This window comes from Paraburkholderia ribeironis (assembly GCF_900019265.1).
GTDB lineage: Bacteria > Pseudomonadota > Gammaproteobacteria > Burkholderiales > Burkholderiaceae > Paraburkholderia > Paraburkholderia ribeironis.
Genome location: NZ_CYGX02000077.1, coordinates 1 through 19317, shown reverse-complemented (window position 1 = coordinate 19317; position 19317 = coordinate 1). Strand labels below are relative to the sequence as shown.

21 protein-coding genes are annotated in these 19317 nt (G+C 63.2%); 18 read left to right on the top strand and 3 right to left on the bottom strand.

Annotation, left to right across the window (positions count from 1 at the left end; genetic code table 11):
- Nucleotides 1-36: 36 nt before the first annotated feature.
- The 18 genes from fabD (at nucleotide 37) to nagZ (ending at nucleotide 17033) form a co-directional block, all read left to right on the top strand.
- The gene (fabD, locus tag BN2475_RS28600; protein ID WP_094782796.1) at nucleotides 37-972 is read left to right on the top strand and encodes an ACP S-malonyltransferase; all 936 of its coding nucleotides are present in this window, start codon (nucleotides 37-39) and stop codon (nucleotides 970-972) included.
- Nucleotides 973-1071: 99 nt separating this feature from the next.
- Nucleotides 1072-1821, top strand: a complete 750-nt coding sequence (fabG, locus tag BN2475_RS28595) for a 3-oxoacyl-ACP reductase FabG (RefSeq protein WP_094782795.1) — start codon at nucleotides 1072-1074, stop codon at nucleotides 1819-1821.
- A gap of 150 nt (nucleotides 1822-1971) precedes the next feature.
- Entirely contained in the window at nucleotides 1972-2211 is a 240-nt protein-coding gene (gene acpP / locus BN2475_RS28590) for an acyl carrier protein (RefSeq protein WP_004197638.1), read from the top strand.
- Nucleotides 2212-2466: 255 nt separating this feature from the next.
- Nucleotides 2467-3705, top strand: a complete 1239-nt coding sequence (gene fabF / locus BN2475_RS28585) for a beta-ketoacyl-ACP synthase II (protein WP_094782819.1) — start codon at nucleotides 2467-2469, stop codon at nucleotides 3703-3705.
- Between the two features lie 140 nt (nucleotides 3706-3845).
- The gene (locus BN2475_RS28580) at nucleotides 3846-4205 is read left to right on the top strand and encodes a protein YgfX (RefSeq protein WP_342744662.1); all 360 of its coding nucleotides are present in this window, start codon (nucleotides 3846-3848) and stop codon (nucleotides 4203-4205) included.
- 100 nt (nucleotides 4206-4305) lie between these two features.
- Nucleotides 4306-4905 carry an RNA polymerase sigma factor RpoE gene (gene rpoE / locus BN2475_RS28575; protein ID WP_006051939.1) on the top strand — a complete coding sequence of 200 codons (600 nt, stop codon included), beginning with the start codon at nucleotides 4306-4308 and terminating at the stop codon, nucleotides 4903-4905.
- 83 nt (nucleotides 4906-4988) lie between these two features.
- The gene (locus BN2475_RS28570) at nucleotides 4989-5618 is read left to right on the top strand and encodes a sigma-E factor negative regulatory protein (RefSeq protein WP_094782794.1); all 630 of its coding nucleotides are present in this window, start codon (nucleotides 4989-4991) and stop codon (nucleotides 5616-5618) included.
- A 4-nt stretch (nucleotides 5619-5622) separates the two neighbouring features.
- A complete protein-coding gene (locus tag BN2475_RS28565) occupies nucleotides 5623-6666 on the top strand; it encodes a MucB/RseB C-terminal domain-containing protein (RefSeq protein ID WP_094782817.1) in 1044 nt (347 codons plus the stop codon).
- Nucleotides 6667-6700: 34 nt separating this feature from the next.
- On the top strand, nucleotides 6701-8215 hold the full coding sequence (locus BN2475_RS28560) for a DegQ family serine endoprotease (RefSeq protein ID WP_094782793.1): 1515 nt from the start codon (nucleotides 6701-6703) through the stop codon (nucleotides 8213-8215).
- A complete protein-coding gene (locus BN2475_RS28555; protein WP_094782792.1) occupies nucleotides 8212-8475 on the top strand; it encodes a glutaredoxin family protein in 264 nt (87 codons plus the stop codon). The genes BN2475_RS28560 and BN2475_RS28555 overlap by 4 nt, the downstream gene beginning before the upstream one ends.
- A 203-nt stretch (nucleotides 8476-8678) precedes the next feature.
- Nucleotides 8679-10472: a translation elongation factor 4 gene (gene lepA, locus BN2475_RS28550; protein ID WP_094782791.1), complete on the top strand. Its 1794-nt coding sequence runs from the start codon at nucleotides 8679-8681 to the stop codon at nucleotides 10470-10472.
- Between the two features lie 18 nt (nucleotides 10473-10490).
- On the top strand, nucleotides 10491-11384 hold the full coding sequence (gene lepB, locus BN2475_RS28545) for a signal peptidase I (RefSeq protein ID WP_094782790.1): 894 nt from the start codon (nucleotides 10491-10493) through the stop codon (nucleotides 11382-11384).
- Between the two features lie 174 nt (nucleotides 11385-11558).
- The gene (rnc, locus tag BN2475_RS28540) at nucleotides 11559-12812 is read left to right on the top strand and encodes a ribonuclease III (protein ID WP_094782789.1); all 1254 of its coding nucleotides are present in this window, start codon (nucleotides 11559-11561) and stop codon (nucleotides 12810-12812) included.
- A 54-nt stretch (nucleotides 12813-12866) separates the two neighbouring features.
- Nucleotides 12867-13766: a GTPase Era gene (era, locus tag BN2475_RS28535; protein ID WP_094782788.1), complete on the top strand. Its 900-nt coding sequence runs from the start codon at nucleotides 12867-12869 to the stop codon at nucleotides 13764-13766.
- Complete coding sequence (gene recO, locus BN2475_RS28530; protein ID WP_094782787.1) at nucleotides 13753-14700, top strand: DNA repair protein RecO; 948 nt, start codon at nucleotides 13753-13755, stop codon at nucleotides 14698-14700. Before era ends, recO begins: the two co-directional genes overlap by 14 nt.
- On the top strand, nucleotides 14697-15461 hold the full coding sequence (gene pdxJ, locus BN2475_RS28525; RefSeq protein ID WP_094782786.1) for a pyridoxine 5'-phosphate synthase: 765 nt from the start codon (nucleotides 14697-14699) through the stop codon (nucleotides 15459-15461). Before recO ends, pdxJ begins: the two co-directional genes overlap by 4 nt.
- A 26-nt stretch (nucleotides 15462-15487) precedes the next feature.
- Nucleotides 15488-15937, top strand: a complete 450-nt coding sequence (acpS, locus tag BN2475_RS28520) for a holo-ACP synthase (protein WP_094782816.1) — start codon at nucleotides 15488-15490, stop codon at nucleotides 15935-15937.
- A 67-nt stretch (nucleotides 15938-16004) separates the two neighbouring features.
- Complete coding sequence (gene nagZ / locus BN2475_RS28515) at nucleotides 16005-17033, top strand: beta-N-acetylhexosaminidase (protein ID WP_094782785.1); 1029 nt, start codon at nucleotides 16005-16007, stop codon at nucleotides 17031-17033.
- Between the two features lie 112 nt (nucleotides 17034-17145).
- On the opposite strand, the gene BN2475_RS28510 is transcribed toward nagZ, so the two are convergent.
- The 3 genes from BN2475_RS28510 to BN2475_RS35120 form a co-directional block, all read right to left on the bottom strand.
- The gene (locus BN2475_RS28510) at nucleotides 17146-18528 is read right to left on the bottom strand and encodes a sigma-54-dependent transcriptional regulator (RefSeq protein ID WP_094782784.1); all 1383 of its coding nucleotides are present in this window, start codon (nucleotides 18526-18528) and stop codon (nucleotides 17146-17148) included.
- Nucleotides 18529-18875: 347 nt separating this feature from the next.
- Nucleotides 18876-19082 (bottom strand): CsbD family protein, encoded by a 207-nt coding sequence (locus tag BN2475_RS28505; RefSeq protein ID WP_094782783.1) that lies wholly within the window; start codon nucleotides 19080-19082, stop codon nucleotides 18876-18878.
- 52 nt (nucleotides 19083-19134) lie between these two features.
- Nucleotides 19135-19317, bottom strand: a 183-nt coding sequence (locus BN2475_RS35120; RefSeq protein ID WP_218023735.1) for a hypothetical protein, incomplete at its 5' end; no start/stop codon positions are given.

Genomic DNA, 19317 nt, shown 5'->3' with positions numbered 1-19317 from the left:
GCACCCGCATCTGACTAAATCGATTTTGGGGACGATATGAAATTTGCGTTCGTTTTTCCTGGCCAGGGTTCGCAGTCGGTCGGCATGCTCAATGCATTTGCCGATCACGCAATCGTGCGCGAGACCGTTCAGGAAGCGTCCGACGCGCTCAATCAGGACCTCGGCAAGCTGATCGCCGAAGGTCCCGTGGAAGATCTGAACCTCACCACCAACACGCAACCGGTCATGCTGACAGCGGCCTACGCGATCTATCGCGTATGGCAGCAGGCTGGCGGCCCGGCGCCGGCGCTGGTCGCGGGGCATAGCCTCGGCGAATACACCGCGCTAGTCGCGGCCGGCGCGATCGCGTTTCGCGACGCCGTGCCGCTCGTGCGCTTTCGCGCGCAAGCGATGCAAACGGCGGTGCCGGTCGGCGAGGGTGGCATGGCCGCGATTCTCGGCCTCGACGACGACACGGTGCGCGCGGTGTGCGCCGAAGCGTCGGTGGCGGGGGTCGTCGAAGCGGTCAATTTCAATGCGCCGGCGCAGGTCGTGATCGCGGGCCATAAGGCCGCGGTCGAAAAGGCCTGCGAAGTCGCCAAGACAAAGGGCGCCAAGCGCGCGTTGCCGCTGCCTGTGTCGGCGCCGTTCCACTCGTCGCTGCTCAAGCCGGCGTCGGATCAGCTGCGCGAGTATCTGGCGAGCGTCAACGTGCAGGTGCCGGCAATTCCGGTGGTCAATAACGTCGACGTCGCGGTGGTCAACGAGCCGGCCCAGATCAAGGATGCACTGGTGCGCCAGGCGGCCGGCGCCGTGCGCTGGGTCGAAAGCGTTCAGGCAATGGCGGCGCAAGGCGTCACGCACGTAATCGAGTGTGGTCCGGGCAAGGTCCTTGCGGGTTTGACCAAGCGGATCGATGGCAACCTGGTTGGCGCGTCGGTGTCCGATCCGGCGTCGCTCGAAGAAACGCTGAAGCTCGTGACGGCAGGCTGAACGCCGCGCCGTTGGCGCCCCAAAGAGCGGCGCCGCGGAGCTGCATCACGTATCGGCAACAAGATCAATCAGCCCTCCGAAGGGCATCCGGACTGACAGATGGAAAAGACTCTCGACAAGCAGATCGCAATCGTCACGGGCGCGTCGCGCGGCATTGGCCGTGCGATCGCAATGGAACTGGCGCGCCAAGGCGCGACGGTGATCGGCACGGCAACCAGCGAAAGCGGCGCGGCGGCGATCACCGAAGCGTTTAACGCGGCCGGGGTGAACGGTCGCGGCGCGGTGCTCAACGTGAACGACGCGGCTGCGGCGGAAGCGCTGATCGACGGCACGGTCAAGGAATTTGGCGCGCTGCACGTGCTGGTGAATAACGCCGGCATCACGCAGGATCAGCTCGCAATGCGCATGAAGGACGACGACTGGGACGCGGTGATCGATACCAACCTGAAGTCGGTGTTCCGCCTGTCGCGCGCTGTGCTGCGCCCGATGATGAAGGCAAGAGGCGGGCGCATCATCAATATCACCTCGGTGGTCGGCTCGGCCGGCAACCCGGGGCAGATCAATTACGCGGCGGCCAAAGCGGGCGTCGCGGGTATGTCACGCGCGCTGGCACGCGAGATCGGCAGCCGTGGCATCACCGTGAATTGCATCGCGCCAGGCTTCATCGATACCGACATGACCCGGACCCTGCCGGAAGAGCAGCAGGCCGCGTTGAAGACGCAGATTCCGCTCGGCCGTCTCGGCAGCCCGGAAGATATCGCGCATGCGGTCGTGTTCCTCGCGTCGCCGCAAGCGGGCTATATCACCGGCACGACGCTGCACGTGAACGGCGGAATGTACATGTCGTAACCAAATTCGGTTACTATCCGCGCCTTGATGCGTTTGCAAAGCACAAGGCGCATGCCTTGACAGCAACCCGATGCGCCGCTTTTTTGCCGGGTCAAACCTGATAAAATGCGCGCACCTGTATTTTTGAACTTCTTTTCCCTTGGAGGGGTAATGGACAATATCGAACAGCGCGTCAAGAAGATCGTCGCGGAACAACTGGGCGTTGCGGAAGCGGAAATCAAGAACGAAGCTTCGTTCGTGAACGACCTCGGCGCCGACTCGCTCGACACCGTTGAGCTCGTGATGGCCCTCGAAGACGAATTCGGCATGGAAATTCCGGATGAAGAAGCCGAGAAGATCACCACCGTCCAGCAAGCGATCGACTACGCTCGCGCGAACGTCAAGGCCTAAGGTCATTCGCGCCTGCGCTTCTGCGTTGGCGGCGTATGACGCCCTGCCGTGTCGGTTGCCGACGCCAGCAGGGCTGGCGTTTTTTGGCGGGCCGGTTTGTGTACCGTTCGCCGCGCCGTTTGCCGAGCAGGAGCCAGCGATGTTGACAGCGCAACTTTCCGCGCGATTGCCGACTTAACAGCCACAGGGCACACAGGGCAGATTCCTGTGGCCGCTGTGGCTTTTGCTTTTGTCATCTATGAAAAAGGGGTTACCGTGAGCCGCCGTCGTGTTGTTGTTACAGGCCTGGGGCTGATTTCGCCTGTTGGCAATAATGTTGCCGACGGCTGGGCCAATCTGGTCGCCGGCAAGTCTGGTATTGCCAATATCACGAAGTTCGATGCGTCGAACTTTTCGACTCGTTTCGCCGGCGAGGTGAAGGGCTTCAATATCGAGGACTACATCCCCGGTAAGGAAGCGCGCCACATGGATACGTTCATCCATTACGGCGTGGCTGCGGGCATCCAGGCGATGCAGGACAGCGGCCTCGAGGTCACCGACGAGAATTCGGAGCGTATCGGTGTGGTGGTCGGTTCGGGTATCGGCGGTCTGCCGATGATCGAAGTGACGCAAACCGAACTGCTCAATCGCGGCCCGCGCCGCATTTCGCCGTTCTTCGTGCCGGCGTCGATCATCAACATGATCTCCGGCCATCTGTCGATCAAGTTCGGCATCAAGGGCCCGAATCTCGCCATCGTCACTGCGTGTACCACGGGTCTGCATTGCATCGGTGAGGCTTCGCGCCTGATCGAATACGGCGACGCCGACGTGATGATCGCGGGCGGCGCGGAATCCACCGTGTCGCCGCTCGGTATCGGTGGCTTTGCGGCGGCGCGTGCGCTGTCGCAGCGCAATGACGATCCGGCTACCGCGAGCCGTCCGTGGGACATCGATCGCGATGGTTTCGTGCTGGGCGAGGGCGCCGGCGTGATGGTGCTCGAAGAGTACGAACACGCGAAAGCGCGCGGCGCGAAGATCTATGCCGAAGTCGGCGGTTACGGAATGAGCGGCGACGCCTACCACATGACCGCGCCGCTGGAAGATGGCGACGGCGCACGCCGTTGCATGCTGGCCGCGATGAAAAATGCGGGCGTCAATGCCGACCAGGTGCACTACCTGAACGCGCACGGCACGTCCACGCCGCTCGGCGATCTGGCTGAAACGACCGGCATCAAGCGCGCGTTTGGCGATCACGCGAAAGACATGGTGGTGAACTCGACCAAATCGATGACAGGTCACCTGTTGGGCGGCGCCGGCGGTCTGGAGTCGGTGTTCACGGTGCTCGCCGTGCATCATCAGGTGTCGCCGCCGACCATCAACATCTTCAACCAGGACCCCGCCTGCGATCTCGACTACTGCGCCAACACCGCGCGGGAGATGAAGATCGACGTCGCGCTGAAGAACTCGTTCGGGTTCGGCGGCACGAACGGCACGCTGGTCTTCAAGCGCGCCTGATCGCCTGCTAGCGGGTGACGCGCCAGTCGACGACGCCGGCTTTGCCGGCACTCTCCCAAGAATCGGCCATGCCCGACGGAGCGGCGCAGCGGATTGCGCTGCACTGCTCCGTCTCCATGCGCGTTGCATTGGGAGTTTGCATGCTGACGGCAACCGTGGCCGTCTACAGCTGCCTCGCGTCGCACCTGGGCGCCGGGCAGGCCGTGCCGCTGACGCTCGCCGTAGCGGCGCTGCTCGCGCTTTGCGCGCTAAGGCATGAGCGTTCGCAGCCGCTCGCGCTGCGGATCGGGGCGGGCGAGCTATCCGTCTGGGGCCGAACAGGCACCCTGGTGGCACAGGGACGCATTGTTGGCTGTTCGCAGTGGAGTGACCGTTTGCTGGTCCTCGCGCTCAGGCCGGCAGAGGGGCGTGCGCGCACGTTATTGCTGGCTGCCGACGCACTTCCGCGATCCGCCTTCCGGGCACTGTCGGTGCTCGGCCGGCGCGCCGCCGGCGCCTGACTGTAACGACTGTAACCGCTGTTTCCGGAGTAACGTGCCCTCTGATGGGGACGCTACAATGGTCCCCCGTCATGCGCCCTATAGTTAACGGATTTATCAGGTGAGCGAAAAAGAGATTGATCAGGTACTGGTCGAACGCGTCCAGAAGGGCGACAAGGCCGCGTTCGAGCTTCTGGTCTCAAAATACCACCGCAAGATTCTCCGGCTGATCTCGCGCCTCGTGCGGGACCCGGCCGAAGTGGAAGACGTCGCACAGGACGCCTTCATCAAGGCATACCGGGCTTTGCCGCAGTTTCGCGGGGAATCGGCCTTCTATACGTGGTTGTACCGGATTGCGGTCAACACCGCGAAGAATTACCTTGCCACCCAGGGCCGGCGCGCGCCGACCTCGACCGAAGCAGATGCTGAAGAAGCTGAAACTTTCTCGGACGCCGACCAACTAAGGGATATCAACACGCCTGAGTCGATGTTGATGAGCAAGCAGATCGCCGAGACGGTCAATGCTGCGATGGCGGTTTTACCGGAAGAGTTGCGCACCGCCATTACTCTTCGTGAAATTGAAGGTTTGAGCTACGAGGAAATTGCAGAGATGATGGGTTGCCCGATCGGCACCGTCAGATCACGAATTTTCCGCGCTCGCGAAGCCATTGCGGCAAAATTGCGTCCATTGCTTGACACACCCGAAGGCAAGCGCTGGTAAATTCCCGGCCGGCCAACTGGGGCACGGATGCAATATCTGGATTAGTGGTGTCACTACGGGGTATTTGTAAGATGGGGAGCATCATGGGGTCGGTCTCGATGCAATCGCAAGCCAGTCCGCGCGGTGAGCGGCTGTCCGCACTTGTCGACGGCGAGCTGTTCGGCGAAGAGCATCTGAATCTGGACGCGCTGGTTGCCGGGCTGGACGGCGAAGAGCGCGCCGCCTGGTCCAGCTATCACCTGATCGGTGACGCATTGCGTTCCGACGAACTGGCGATCAAGCCGGCGGCGAGCAGCGCATTTCTGCGCGGTTTCGCAGCACGCTTCGAAAACGAGCCGCATGTGCTGGCGCCTGCCGCGATGCCGGTTGCGCGCCGTCTGCTGGCGCTGCGCCGCCGCGTCGTGCCGGCCTTTGCGGTGGCTGCCGCCGCGGCTACGTTGACATGGATCGTGGTGCCGCAATTGCAAGGCGTGCCGGGCGGTCCGGGCGCGCAGATCGCGTCGCTCCAGTCGAGTGGCGACACGGTGCAGCGCGTGGCGATGGCGCCGGTGCCGGGGGCAACGGCCCAGCCGATCGCGCAGGACGCCAACATCATCCGTGACGCAAGTCTCGATCAATATCTGGAAGCTCATCAGCAATTCGCGCAACAACCGGTCATGGCGGGCTCCATGCCGGTGATTCGCGCTGCCTCAGTCTCTACGCAAGGCCACTAGTTTGATGCAGACTCCGCGGTTGAATAAAACGACTATCTGGGGGCGGCTGCCGGCATTTCTGTTCTGCGCAGCTGTATTGTTGTCCGCTACACCGCGGGTCTTTGCGCAAACCGACGATCCGATCGTCGCGCATCGCACGGCCGCGGATCTGCTCGATCGCATCCATCAGGCTGCCCAGCAGCAAAACTATGAGGGCGCGTTCGTCTATCAGCGCGGCAATTTTGTGCAGACGTCGCGCATCGCGCACTACGCGACCCATACCGATGGCGAATTCGAGCAGCTCGAAAGTCTCGACGGCAAGCCACGCAAGATGCTGCGTCATAACGACGACCTCTACACGTTCGTGCCGGAGCGGCGTCTGTGTGTGGTCGAGAAGCGCCAGAACAAAGACGCTTTTCCGGCACTGCTGGCGGTCAGTGGCGAGCAGGTGCTGTCCGTCTACGAGCCCAAACTGCTCGGCGAAGACCGCGTCGCGGGTGTCGATAGTCACGTGATCGAACTCGATCCGAAAGACGCCTACCGCTTTGCCTACAAGCTGTGGGCCGACAAGAAGACGGGCTTGCTGCTGCGCGCGCAGACCCTCGACCCGAACGGCCAGGTGCTCGAACAGCTGTCGTTTTCGCAGGTCCGCATCGGCGTGCCGGTCGACAAGGCGGCCATCGTCAACGGCATTCGTAATACTTCGGGGTGGACCGTGGTGCGCCCTCCGGTCGAGCCGGTCGACATGGCCGCGCACGGCTGGCAGATCACGCCAGCGGTGCCGGGCTTCCACATGATTCGTCAGTTGCGCCGTCCGATGGCAGCGCGTGAAGCGGGCCAACCCACCATTCCGGTTGACCAGGCGGTGTTCTCCGACGGCCTTGCGGCCATTTCGGTGTTCGTCGAGCCAACCGAGAACAACACACGCAAGGAAGGTGCGGGTAGCAGTGGGGCCACGCATGTGCTCGTGAAGCGCCGGGGCGACTTCTGGATTACCCTGCTGGGTGAAGTGCCCCAGACCACATTGCAGCAATTTGCGGCTGCCATAGAATACAAATCTCCGAAGTAACCCCCCGAATCCTGATTCCTCGGCTTGCAACGATATGACGACTTTCTCGGTGCGCAAATTCCTCGCGGCCGCGGTGGTAGCGGCGTGTTTGCCGCTCGTACCGCATACGGCATCAGCGGCTCCCGCCGCCAATCTGCCTGACTTCACTGATCTGGTCGACAAGGTCGGCCCGGCGGTCGTCAACATTCGCACAACTACCCGCGCGTCGAACAACAGTGCTCGCGGCGGCTTGCCGCCGGGTATGGACGACGGCGACATGTCGGAGTTCTTCCGCCGCTTCTTCGGCATTCCATTGCCGCAGTCGCCTCAATCGCCGCCCGGTTCGCCGCGTGGCGGTGACAACGGCGGCGGCAGTGGCGGCAGCCAGGAGGCGCCGGACAGCAACGATCCGGAACAGAACAGCGGTGTCGGATCGGGCTTCATCATGTCGGCGGACGGTTACGTGATGACCAACGCTCACGTCATCGACGACGCGGACACGATCTACGTCACGCTGACCGACAAGCGCGAATTCAAGGCGAAGCTGATCGGCGTCGACGAGCGGACCGACGTCGCTGTCGTGAAGATCAGCGCTGCCAACCTGCCGACCATCACGATCGGCGACTCGAACAAGGTGCGCGTCGGCGAGTGGGTGGTCGCGATCGGTTCGCCGTTCGGTCTCGAAAATACGGTGACGGCGGGCATCGTCAGCGCCAAGGGGCGCGACACCGGCGACTATCTGCCGTTCATCCAGACGGACGTCGCTGTCAATCCGGGCAATTCGGGCGGTCCGTTGATCAACATGCAGGGCGAGGTGATCGGCATCAACTCGCAGATCTACAGCCGCACCGGCGGTTTCATGGGCATCTCGTTCGCGATTCCGATCGACGAGGCGATGCGCGTGGCCGATCAGCTGAAGGCCTCTGGCAAGGTTGTGCGCGGCCGGATCGCGGTGGCGATCGGCGAAGTCACTAAAGATGTCGCCGATTCGCTCGGTCTGCAGAAGGCGCAGGGCGCGCTGGTCAGCAGCGTCGAACCGGGTGGCCCGGCGGATAAAGCCGGCGTGCAGCCGGGCGACATCATCCTGAAGTTCAACGGTCATTCGGTCGACACCGCAACCGACTTGCCGCGCATGGTCGGCGATACGAAGCCGGGCACCAAGTCGACGATCACGATCTGGCGCAAGGGTCAAACGCACGACCTGCCGGTCACGATCGCCGAGATGCAGCCGGACAAGACCGCCAAGGCGGATCTGAAGAAGCCACAGGCACCGAAGCAGCGCGCGACCAACGCGCTGGGTCTTGCGGTCAGCGACATCCCGGCCGATCAGTTGAAGGCGCTCAAGCTCCACAACGGCGTGCAGATCGACGCGGCGGATGGTCCGGCGGCGCGCGTGGGGCTGCAGAAGGGTGACATCGTCCTGCGCGTGGGCGATACGGACATCACGAGCGCCAAGCAGTTCGACGAACTGACCTCGCATCTCGACTCGCAGAAGATGGTCGCGCTGCTGGTGCGTCGTGGCGAGAACACGCAATTCGTGCCGGTCCGCCCGCGTAGCACGCAGAAATGATCACCACGGCGCCGCTCACGCTCTACGGGCGAGCGTGGTGCCACCTGTGCGAAGACATGCGCGCCGCGCTCGAGCCGTTGCTGGCCGAGTTCGGCGCGCAGGTCGTGGTGGTCGACGTCGACCACGATCCGTTGCTGGAAGCACGGTACAACGAACGGGTGCCGGTTCTGGTCTGCGACGGTGTCGAGCTGTGCCACTATCATCTCGACGTCGCGTGCGTGCGGGCCGCGCTGGCCGCACGTGTGGCCGCGGCATCCTGAGATTATCCGGGGGCTCACACGGCGTGCAAACGCGCGTCATTCCTACCGGCTTGCATGCCTTTCCCGAGCCGTCTTTTCCGCCGGAGCTTCGCAAGATGCGCCGGGCGATAGCCTTTTCGGCTAAAATAGATAGGTTTTTCACCTACTTACAAGGCGTGCTCCGCTATTGTCCGAGCGCGCCTTTTTTGCTTGATCGGCACTGAATGGATCATATTCGTAACTTCTCGATCATTGCGCACATCGACCATGGCAAGTCGACGCTCGCCGATCGCATCATCCAGATCTGCGGCGGCCTGTCCGACCGCGAGATGGAATCCCAGGTCCTCGACTCGATGGATCTCGAGCGCGAGCGCGGCATCACCATCAAGGCACAAACCGCTGCACTGACATACCGCGCCCGCGACGGCCAGGTCTACAACCTGAACATGATCGACACGCCGGGCCACGTCGACTTCTCGTATGAAGTCAGCCGCTCGCTGTCCGCATGCGAGGGCGCGCTGCTGGTGGTCGACGCGAGCCAGGGCGTGGAGGCGCAGACCGTCGCCAACTGCTACACGGCGATCGAACTCGGCGTCGACGTGATTCCGGTGCTCAACAAGATTGACTTGCCGGCGGCGAACCCCGAGAACGCGATTGCCGAAATCGAGGACGTAATCGGCATTGACGCAACCGACGCTACGCGTTGCAGCGCGAAGACCGGCTTGGGCGTCGAAGACGTGCTCGAAGCGTTGATCGCGAAAGTGCCGCCGCCGAAGGGCGATCCTGAAGCGCCGCTGCAGGCGCTGATCATCGACTCGTGGTTCGACAACTACGTGGGCGTGGTGATGCTGGTGCGCATCGTCAACGGCACGCTGCGTCCGAAGGACAAGATCCGCCTGATGGCGACCGCCGCGCAGTACCCGGTCGAGCATATCGGTGTGTTCACGCCGAAGTCGAAGAATCTGGAGTCGTTGTCGGCGGGGCAGGTGGGTTTCATCATCGCCGGCATCAAGGAATTGGCCGCGGCGAAGGTGGGCGACACTGTCATGCTGGTGAACCGTCCGGCCCCTGAGCCGCTGCCCGGTTTCAAGGAAGTGAAGCCGCAGGTGTTCGCGGGTCTCTATCCGGTCGAAGCGAACCAGTACGACGCGCTGCGCGACTCGCTCGAAAAGCTCAAGCTGAACGACGCGTCGCTACAATACGAGCCGGAAGTTTCGCAGGCGCTCGGTTTCGGTTTCCGTTGCGGCTTCCTCGGTCTGCTGCATATGGAGATCGTGCAGGAACGTCTGGAGCGCGAGTTCGACATGGACCTGATCACCACGGCGCCGACCGTGGTGTACGAAGTCCTGCAGCGCGACGGCACGACCATCATGGTCGAGAATCCGGCCAAGATGCCGGAGCCATCGAAGATCGAAGAAGTGCGCGAGCCGATCGTCACCGTGAATCTCTATATGCCGCAAGACTACGTCGGCTCGGTGATCACGCTGTGTACGCAGAAGCGCGGCACGCAGGTCAACATGCAGTACCACGGCCGTCAGGTGCAGTTGACCTATGAAATTCCGATGGGCGAAGTCGTGCTCGACTTCTTCGATCGTCTGAAGTCGATCTCGCGCGGCTATGCGTCGATGGACTACGAGTTCAAGGAATATCGCGCGTCCGACGTCGTGAAGGTCGACATGCTGATCAACGGCGACAAGGTGGACGCGCTGTCGGTCATCGTGCACCGTTCGCAAAGCCAGTATCGCGGCCGCGAAGTGGCGGCGAAAATGCGCGAGCTGATTCCGCGACAAATGTACGATGTGGCGATTCAGGCCACCATCGGCTCGAACATTATTGCGCGTGAAAACATTAAAGCGTTGCGTAAGAACGTGCTGGCAAAATGCTACGGCGGTGACATTTCGCGTAAGAAGAAGCTGCTGGAAAAGCAGAAGGCAGGCAAGAAGCGAATGAAGCAGGTGGGCTCGGTCGAGATTCCGCAAGAAGCTTTCCTCGCGATCCTGCGTGTCGAAGACAAATAAGTTGAATAACGGAACCCTATGAATTTTGCGCTGATTCTTTTTGTGCTCGTCGTTGTGACGGGCGTCGCATGGGTCGCGGATAAACTGGTTTTCCTGCCGAAACGGCGCCGCGCGGCGGAGGCCGCGGTCGCGGAGTTCGACCGTCAGCAGGCGCGCATCGGTGAACGTTTCGCCGATGAGAACGCAGCGCAAACGCGTGCGCGGCTGCGTGACGACAAGCTGCGTCAACCGTGGTGGCTCGAGTATTCGGCGAGCTTCTTTCCGGTGATTCTGGTGGTGTTCGTGGTGCGCTCGTTCGTGGTCGAGCCATTCAAGATTCCTTCGGGTTCGATGGTGCCGACACTGCTGGTGGGCGACTTCATCCTCGTCAATAAATTCGAGTACGGCATCCGCCTGCCGATCACCAATACGAAGATCACCCAGGGCCGGCAGCCTTCACGGGGCGACGTGGTGGTGTTCCGTTACCCGAAAGACGAGTCGGTCGACTACATCAAGCGCGTGATCGGCCTGCCGGGCGACGTTGTCGAGTATCAGGACAAGAAGCTCACGGTCAACGGCAAGCCGGTGCCGGAAACGCCGCTGCCCGATTACCTCGACGAAGAGCGCCTCGGTTACGCGAAACAGTTCGTACAGGATATCAGCGGCCACAAGAACGCGATTCTGAACAACCCCGCCGTGCCGCCGTTCATCGTCGGCGCCGAAGATTTTCCGTATCGCGACAACTGCACGTACAACGCGCGTGGCGTGATTTGTAAAGTGCCGCCTGGCAATTACTTCATGATGGGCGACAACCGCGACAACAGTGCGGATAGCCGCTACTGGGGTTTCGTGCCTGACGGCAATATCGTCGGCCGCGCATTTTTTATCTGGATGAACTTCAGCGACCTACGACGCGTCGGCTCATTCAAGTGAGTTCGTGTGCGCTGATTGCATCACACGCCGCGCGGATAATCGTTACTTCGGTCACGTGAGTCGCGGCGTGTTATCACGCTACATTAAATCCCGCGGTAACCTCGCCTCACCACGCTTTTTCCGCAGGCCGCCCCGCGTTTTCGCCGGGTCAGGCGCCCGCGTTATACTCTGCCCATGCCCCTATCTCCGTTGGAAAGCCGTTTGCGCTACGAATTTCGCAATGCGGAATTGTTGCGCCAGGCTTTAACGCACCGTAGTCACAGTTCCACGCATAACGAACGGCTCGAGTTTCTCGGCGACTCCGTTCTGAATTGCGCGGTGGCTGCGCTTTTGTTCCAACGTTTCGGCAAACTGGACGAAGGCGATCTGTCGCGCGTGCGCGCCAATCTGGTCAAGCAGCAGTCGCTATATGAAATCGCTCAGGCCCTCAATATTTCCGAAGGTCTGCGGCTGGGCGAAGGCGAGTTGCGCAGCGGTGGCTTCCGGCGGCCGTCAATCCTCGCTGACACGCTCGAAGCGGTGCTGGGTGCAGTATTCCTCGACGGCGGCTTCGACGCCGCCCAGACGGTCATCAAGCGCCTCTACGTGCCGATTCTCGATCACATCGACCCGCGTACGCTCGGCAAGGACGCCAAGACGCTGCTGCAGGAGTATTTGCAGGGTCACAAGATCGCTTTGCCCACATACACGGTCGTCGCGACGCATGGTGCAGCGCACAATCAGCAATTCGAAGTTGAGTGCACGGTTCCAAAGCTGGACGTGAAAGTGTCCGGTTCCGGCGCGAGCCGCCGCGCGGCGGAGCAGGCGGCCGCCAAAAAGGCGCTCGACGAAGTGATGGCCGCGGCGCCCGCCGTTACTGCCAGGTCCAAGCGCTCGAAGGGTGCGCGGGCGGCGAAAAACGCGGACCCCGAGATCGTGCCCGGCGTGACCGGTGTGCAGGCAGCGTTGGATTTGCGCAGCCCCGAGCGCAAGAACGAGCGCGGCGCGGCGCGTGGCGAACCGCGCGCAACCGCGGCGGCGGATTCTGCCGCTGAGAAACCCGCAGCCGCTGAACGGCCGACGCTGACCGCCACGGGTGCGCCGCTCGCCGTGATTCGCGCCGCGCATGTCGAGTACAGCGGACAAGACAAAGCCGAGCGCGCCGACAAGACCGAAAAATCAGACAAGGCGACGGACAAGGCAGCGGACAAATCGACGGACAAAGCGATCGTCCATGCAAGCGACCGGTCCGCTGACAAGTCCGCCGCGGACAAGCCCGCCGACGGCAAAACCGAAGCCACATCCGTGCGCGGCGTCGACCGGCACCGCGGTCGCGACACCACATCTGCGGCAGCGGCTCCATCCGCACCGACCGCACCGGTATCCACCGAACACGAACCCGGCGTAGCCGACGCGCTGCAAACGCGCGTCGCCGACGCGGGCCATTGACTGCCATCGGCGCGCCAATCCCGCGTGCCGACCTGAACCTGCTGTAGCCCGAATATGAACGCTCCCACTCCCACTGGTTTTCGCTGCGGCATGGTCGCGATCGTCGGTCGCCCCAACGTCGGCAAGTCCACGCTGATGAACGCGCTGGTCGGCCAGAAGGTCAGCATCACGTCGCGCAAGGCGCAGACCACGCGCCATCGCATCACCGGGATTCACACGCTGGAAGACGCGCAGTACGTGTTCGTCGACACGCCGGGTTTCCAGACCAAACACAGCGGCGCGCTGAACCGTTCGCTCAATCGCGCGGTGACGTCCACGCTGACCTCGGTCGATGCGATCCTGTTCGTGATCGAGGCAGGCCGTTTCGGCGCGGACGACCAGAAGGTGCTCGACCTGATTCCGCCGTCGGTGCCGACGCTGCTGATCGCGAACAAGCTCGACCGTGTATCGGACAAGGAGTCGCTCTTCCCGTTCATGCAGCAGATGAGCACGCTGCGCGAGTTCAACGAGATCGTGCCGCTGTCGGCGAAGCATCCCGACGACATCAAGCGCCTGATGGCGACCATCAAGCCGTTCCTGCCGGAGGGCGCGCCGATCTACGGCGAAGACGATCTGACCGATTGCAGCGAGCGCTTCCTTGCCGCGGAAATCCTGCGCGAAAAAGTGTTCCGCTGGACCGGCGACGAACTGCCGTACACCAGCACCGTGCTGATCGACAAGTTCGAAACCGAAGGGCGCCTGCGCCGCATTTTCGCGACCATCCTGGTCGACCGCGATACGCACAAGGCGATGATCATCGGCCAGAAGGGCGCCAAGCTGAAGCAGATCAGCACCGAAGCGCGCCTCGACATGGAAAAGCTGTTCGACGGGCCGGTCTATCTGGAAACCTTCATCAAGGTGAAGAGCGGCTGGGCCGACAACGAAGCCGGACTTCGCGCGTATGGGTACGAATGACGCGTGGATGACGCTGAATTCCGACGCTGCCCCGGACGACCCGAAACCGGCCGCGTCGGCACGCGAGCCATCCAGACCGGCTCGCGGCGCCAAAAAATCCGCCGCTAAAAATGCCGGGAGCGCCGCGGGCGCCCCGGGCGTCGCAGACGAGCCGCGTGAATCGGCCACCCGCGCGCCGGCCCGCCCGCCAGCCCGCCGTGCATCCCGCAGCTCCGCGTCCGAATACCGGATCGCGGAACAACCCGCTTTCGTTCTACATAGCTACCCGTATCGCGAGACCAGCCTGATCATCGACGTGCTGTCGCGCGATCACGGCCGTCTCGCGTTGGTCGCGAAGGGCGCGAAGCGTCCGCACTCCGCGCTGCGCGGCGTGTTGCAGACGTTCCAGCCGCTCTCGCTGTCGTGGTCGGGCAAATCCGAAGTGCGCACGCTGACCGGCGCCGAGTGGGTCGGCGGCATGCTGCCGCTGACCGGCGACGCGCTGCTATGCGGCTTCTACGTCAACGAGCTGCTAGTCAAATTCTGCGCGCGCGAAGATCCGCATCCGCAGCTATTCCATCACTACGTCGTCACGCTGACGCGTCTCGCGCACGACGAGCCGCCCGTGCAGGTGCTGCGGTCGTTCGAGCGCGTGCTGTTGCGCGAGACGGGTTACGCGATGGCGCTCGATCGCACCGTCACGCGTCAGGCGGTGCTGCCTGACGGCCGCTATGTGTTCGACCCGGAGCGCGGCGTGCGCGAAGCCTCGGACGATTGGCCCGCGTATTGGCCGGTAGTCGCGGGACAAACCTTGCTTGATATGGAACAGGACGATTACCATCGAGCGCAGACCGTGGCGCAAAGCAAAACGCTGATGCGCTTTCTGCTCAATACTTATCTTGGCGGCACGCCGCTCGCGACGCGCCAGATCCTGATCGACTTGCAGAACTTATGAGCTTCTTTCTTACGTCGCCGACTGTGATTGACCTGGGCGTGAACATCGATCACGTCGCCACGCTGCGCAATGCGCGCGGCACATCCTACCCCGATCCGATCCGCGCGGCGCTGATGGCCGAGGAAGCGGGCGCGGACGCAATCACGCTGCATCTGCGCGAGGACCGCCGTCATATCGTCGACGCCGACGTGCGCAAGCTGCGGCCGCTCCTGAAGACGCGTATGAATCTCGAATGCGCGGTCACCCAGGAAATGCTCGACATTGCCTGCGAAGTGCAGCCACATGACGTGTGCCTCGTGCCGGAAAAGCGCCAGGAACTGACCACCGAAGGCGGCCTCGATGTCGCCGGCCAGTTCGAAGCGGTGCGTGCCGCGTGCCAGCAACTCGCCGCGGCGAGCTCGCGCGTGTCGCTCTTCATCGATCCGGACGAAACGCAGATTCGCGCCGCACATGAAGCCGGTGCGCCGGTGATCGAACTGCACACGGGCCGTTATGCAGAAGCGCACGATCCCGCCGAGCAGCAACGCGAATACGAGCGCATCGTGCGCGCGGTCGAATTCGGCGCGACGCTCGGCATCAAGGTCAATGCGGGTCATGGCCTGCACTACACCAACGTGCAGCAGATCGCCGCGATCGAGGGCATCGAGGAGCTGAATATCGGTCATGCGATCGTCGCGCACGCGATCTTCGCCGGCTGGGACAACGCGGTGCGCGAGATGAAGGCGATCATGGTCGCCGCGCGTCTCGGCGCACGCGCCTGATGCGGCCTGAGGCGGCGGTGCCGCGCATGGCGATCTACGGCATCGGTACCGACATCGTGCAGGTGAGCCGCGTGGCCGCGGTGATGGAGCGCACCAACGGCCGCTTTGCCGAGAAGGTCCTCGGCCCCGACGAACTGCGCGTCTATCATGCGCGCCAGGCCCGTTCGGCGGCGCGTGGTCTCGCGTTTCTCGCCACGCGGTTCTCGGCCAAAGAAGCGTTCTCCAAAGCAATCGGCCTCGGCATGCATTGGCCGATGACCTGGCGCGCGCTGCAAACGCTCAACAAGCCGAGCGGCGAACCGATGGTCGTCGCGTCCGGCGAGCTGGCCGAATGGCTCGACGCGCGTGGCATCACGGCGCGCGTCACGATCAGCGACGAGCGCGATTACGCGGTGTCGTTCGTGATCGCGGAAACGGCGCAGGCGGGCGGGGCGGACGCCACGAATGCACCCGTGGCACCGGCCAGGGACGAATAAGAAACGTCGAACGCGGCCCATGTCGGCCGCGTCTCTCCTTGCTCAACGCTTTTTCCAGCGGAATTCGATGAAAAACACTCCCGGACCGGTGATGCTCGACGTGGTCGGCAAAACGCTGAACGACGACGACAGGCGCCGCCTCGCTCATCCGATGACCGGCGGCGTGATCCTGTTCGCGCGCCACTACGAGAGCCGTGCGCAACTGATTGAGCTGACCAATTCGATCCGTGCGATCCGCAAGGATCTGCTGATCGCCGTCGATCACGAAGGCGGCCGCGTGCAGCGCTTTCGCACCGATGGCTTCACGGTGCTGCCGGCGATGGGCAAGCTCGGCGCGCTATGGGACAGCGATGTGTTGCACGCCACCAAGGTGACCACCGCGATCGGTTATATCCTGGCGGCGGAGTTGCGCGCGTGCGGTGTGGACATGAGCTTTACGCCGGTGCTCGATCTGAACTATGGGCAGTCGCAGGTGATCGGCGACCGCGCGTTCCACCGCGATCCGCGCGTGGTGACCCTGCTTGCGAAGAGCCTGAACCATGGGCTCGCGCTGGCTGGCATGAGCAATTGCGGCAAGCACTTTCCGGGGCATGGTTTCGCCCACGCGGACTCGCACGTCGCGATGCCCGTCGACGACCGGTCGCTCGACGAGATCCTGCGCGACGACGTGGCGCCGTATGACTGGCTTGGTTTGTCGTTGGGTTCGGTGATTCCCGCGCACGTGATCTATCCGCAAGTCGACTCGAAACCGGCCGGTTTCTCGCGCGTCTGGCTGCAGGACATCCTGCGCGACAAGCTGCGTTTCGAAGGCGCGATTTTCAGCGACGACCTGTCGATGGAAGCCGCCCGCCAGGGCGGCACGTTGACCGAAGGGGCGAGCGCCGCGCTGCAGGCCGGCTGCGACATGGTGCTGATCTGCAATCAGCCTGACGAAGCGGAGAAGGTGTTGGATGCGCTGCGCTTCACGCCGTCGAAGGCATCGCGGCGTCGCATGAAGCGCATGCGGCCGCGCGGCAAGGCGCTGAAGTGGAGCAAGCTGGTTGCCGAGCCGCAATACCTCGAAGCGCAGGCTTTGCTGCGCAGCGCGTTCGCATAAGCTGCGCGAGACGCGTGTCGGTGAACCGGAAAACGGCGCCCTGAGCCGCTCTGAGCGAAACACAGAGCGCCGTTTTTTATTGGCTCGAGCCGGCCGCGATCGGCCGTCGAACTCAGTTCAGCCGCATGCGCTGCAGCTTGTTGTAGAGCGTCTTCGGACTGATCCCCAGCAGCGATGCCGCGCGGTGACGCGTACCGCCGACTGCATCGAGCGTGGCGCGAATCAGCATTTCCTCGACGTCCGCGAGCGGCGTGCCGACCGTGACCTGCACGCGGCTGCCGTTCAGCTCGCGACCATTCGCCGAACCCGCTTCGTCGGCGCGCAACGATTCCAGCACGTCGCCCGACGCGCGGTACGCGCGCCGCACGCGCTCCTGCAATTCGCGCACATTGCCCGGCCAGTCGTACGCGAGACACTCGCGCAGGAAGTTCGGCGCGACCTGCTTCACACCGTCGGACGTGCCGTGCGCGGCTGGCTCGCGATTCAGGTCGTCGATGACTGCCTGAGCGATCAGCGCCGCATCTTCGCCGCGTTCGCGCAACGGCGGCAGCATCACCGCGGCGGCTTCGAGCCGCAACGCGAGGTCTTGATGCAGACTGCCGTCGGCCACCGCGGCGCGCGGCGCCTTGCGCGTCGATGCGATCAGCCGGAAGTCCGTCACGACCTGATTCGTGCCGCCGACCCGCATGAACGTCTGCGAGTCGAGCGCCCGCAGCAGCGCTTCCTGCTGCACGCGCGGCAATTCGGCGATCTCGTCGATGAACAGCGTACCGCCGCTGGCCTGTTCGAACATGCCCGGCTCGCGCTGCTCGGCGCCGCCGAATGCACCGCGTTCGTGACCGAACAGCAGGCTGTCGAGCGGGCGAAGCGCGCCGACACTGGCCGCGTCGCGGCAATCCAGCGTGACGAACGGACCTTTGCGGCGGCGGCTCATTTCATGCAGCGTGTGCGCCGCGACCTGCTTGCCAGTGCCGGCTTCACCCGAGATCAGCACGGCGGCTTCGGTCGGCGCGATGTGTTCGATCGTGTCGTACACGTGCTGGATCGCGCTGCTGCGGCCGAGCATCGAGCCGAATCGGCCGAGCCGGCGCAACGCTGCGCGCAGCATCTGCACTTCCTCTGTCAGTTCGTATGGACGCGGAATGCGCGCCAGCAGACTCCGCAAGCGCGGGATGTTGACTGGCTTGAGCAGGTAATCCCAGATGCCATGCCGCAGACCTTCGATCGCGCTCTCGACCGTTGCATTGCCGGTCATCACGATGACTGGCAATGCGCCGCCAGGTGGATGCGCGGGCAAATACTGCAACAGGTCGAGCCCGCTGCCGTCCGGCAGATTCAGGTCGACCAGCACGGCGTCGGGAATGAAGCGCGTCAACGCGGCCCGGGCCTCGGCGATGGTGGTCGCGGTGTCGACGGAGAAGCCATCGGCAGCGAGGATGGCGGACAGGCCTGACAGGCTATTAGGATCGTCTTCGACAATCAGGGCGTGTGGCATGGCGAGCGCAATTTTTCTGGATGGATGGAATACCCGGTGTGGCGCGCGGCGAGGTCGGCTCGCGCGCAATACGGGCGATATGAGCGATACGGGCGCGGCGGCTGGCCGGTACGGTCGGTCGGATGCCGCGTCGCGTCGGCCGCGACCGGCCACGCGGCAAGCCGGCAGCCGCGCGGTTGGCGTGGGCGCAGTGCCCGGCATGGACGACGCCGGGCGCGACGGAGGGCGATTCGACTCATGTAGTTCTGGTCCTTTGCTGCCTGGTCAGGCTCCCGGCCTGCGCGATCCGATACATCCGATACGTATCCGATAAGCAGTCGGGCGCCTGTAGCTCTTCATCCGGTCTGTCAAATATCCCGGTTGCTGTCGAAAAACCGGCGTACTTCGCGTACCGCCTCGTCGCGGGTCCTGCCGTATCGTTCCTGGATCAGGCCGGCGAGCTTGTCGGCGCGACCTTCGGCCTTGGTCAATTCATCGTCTGTCAGTTCGCCCCACGCAGCCTTCGCTTTACCGATCATCTGCTTCCATTTGCCTTCAGCAATGTCGTTATTCACGGTGCATCTCCCGGATTGAAGAAAATTCGCCGTACTGGCGTACCCTTCACGATCAGCACGGACTGTGCCAAAGACGTTTACTTAAACTTATCAAGGCCTTGACCGATGCCGGGCAACTGGAAGTTAGAGCGGGAGCAGCAATTTCGGGAAGGTCGCCGGTAAAGTTTTCCTCGACAATACACGGCGCTACAAAAAAGAAAAAGCGCCCATGATGGGCGCTTTTCAGACTGCTGAC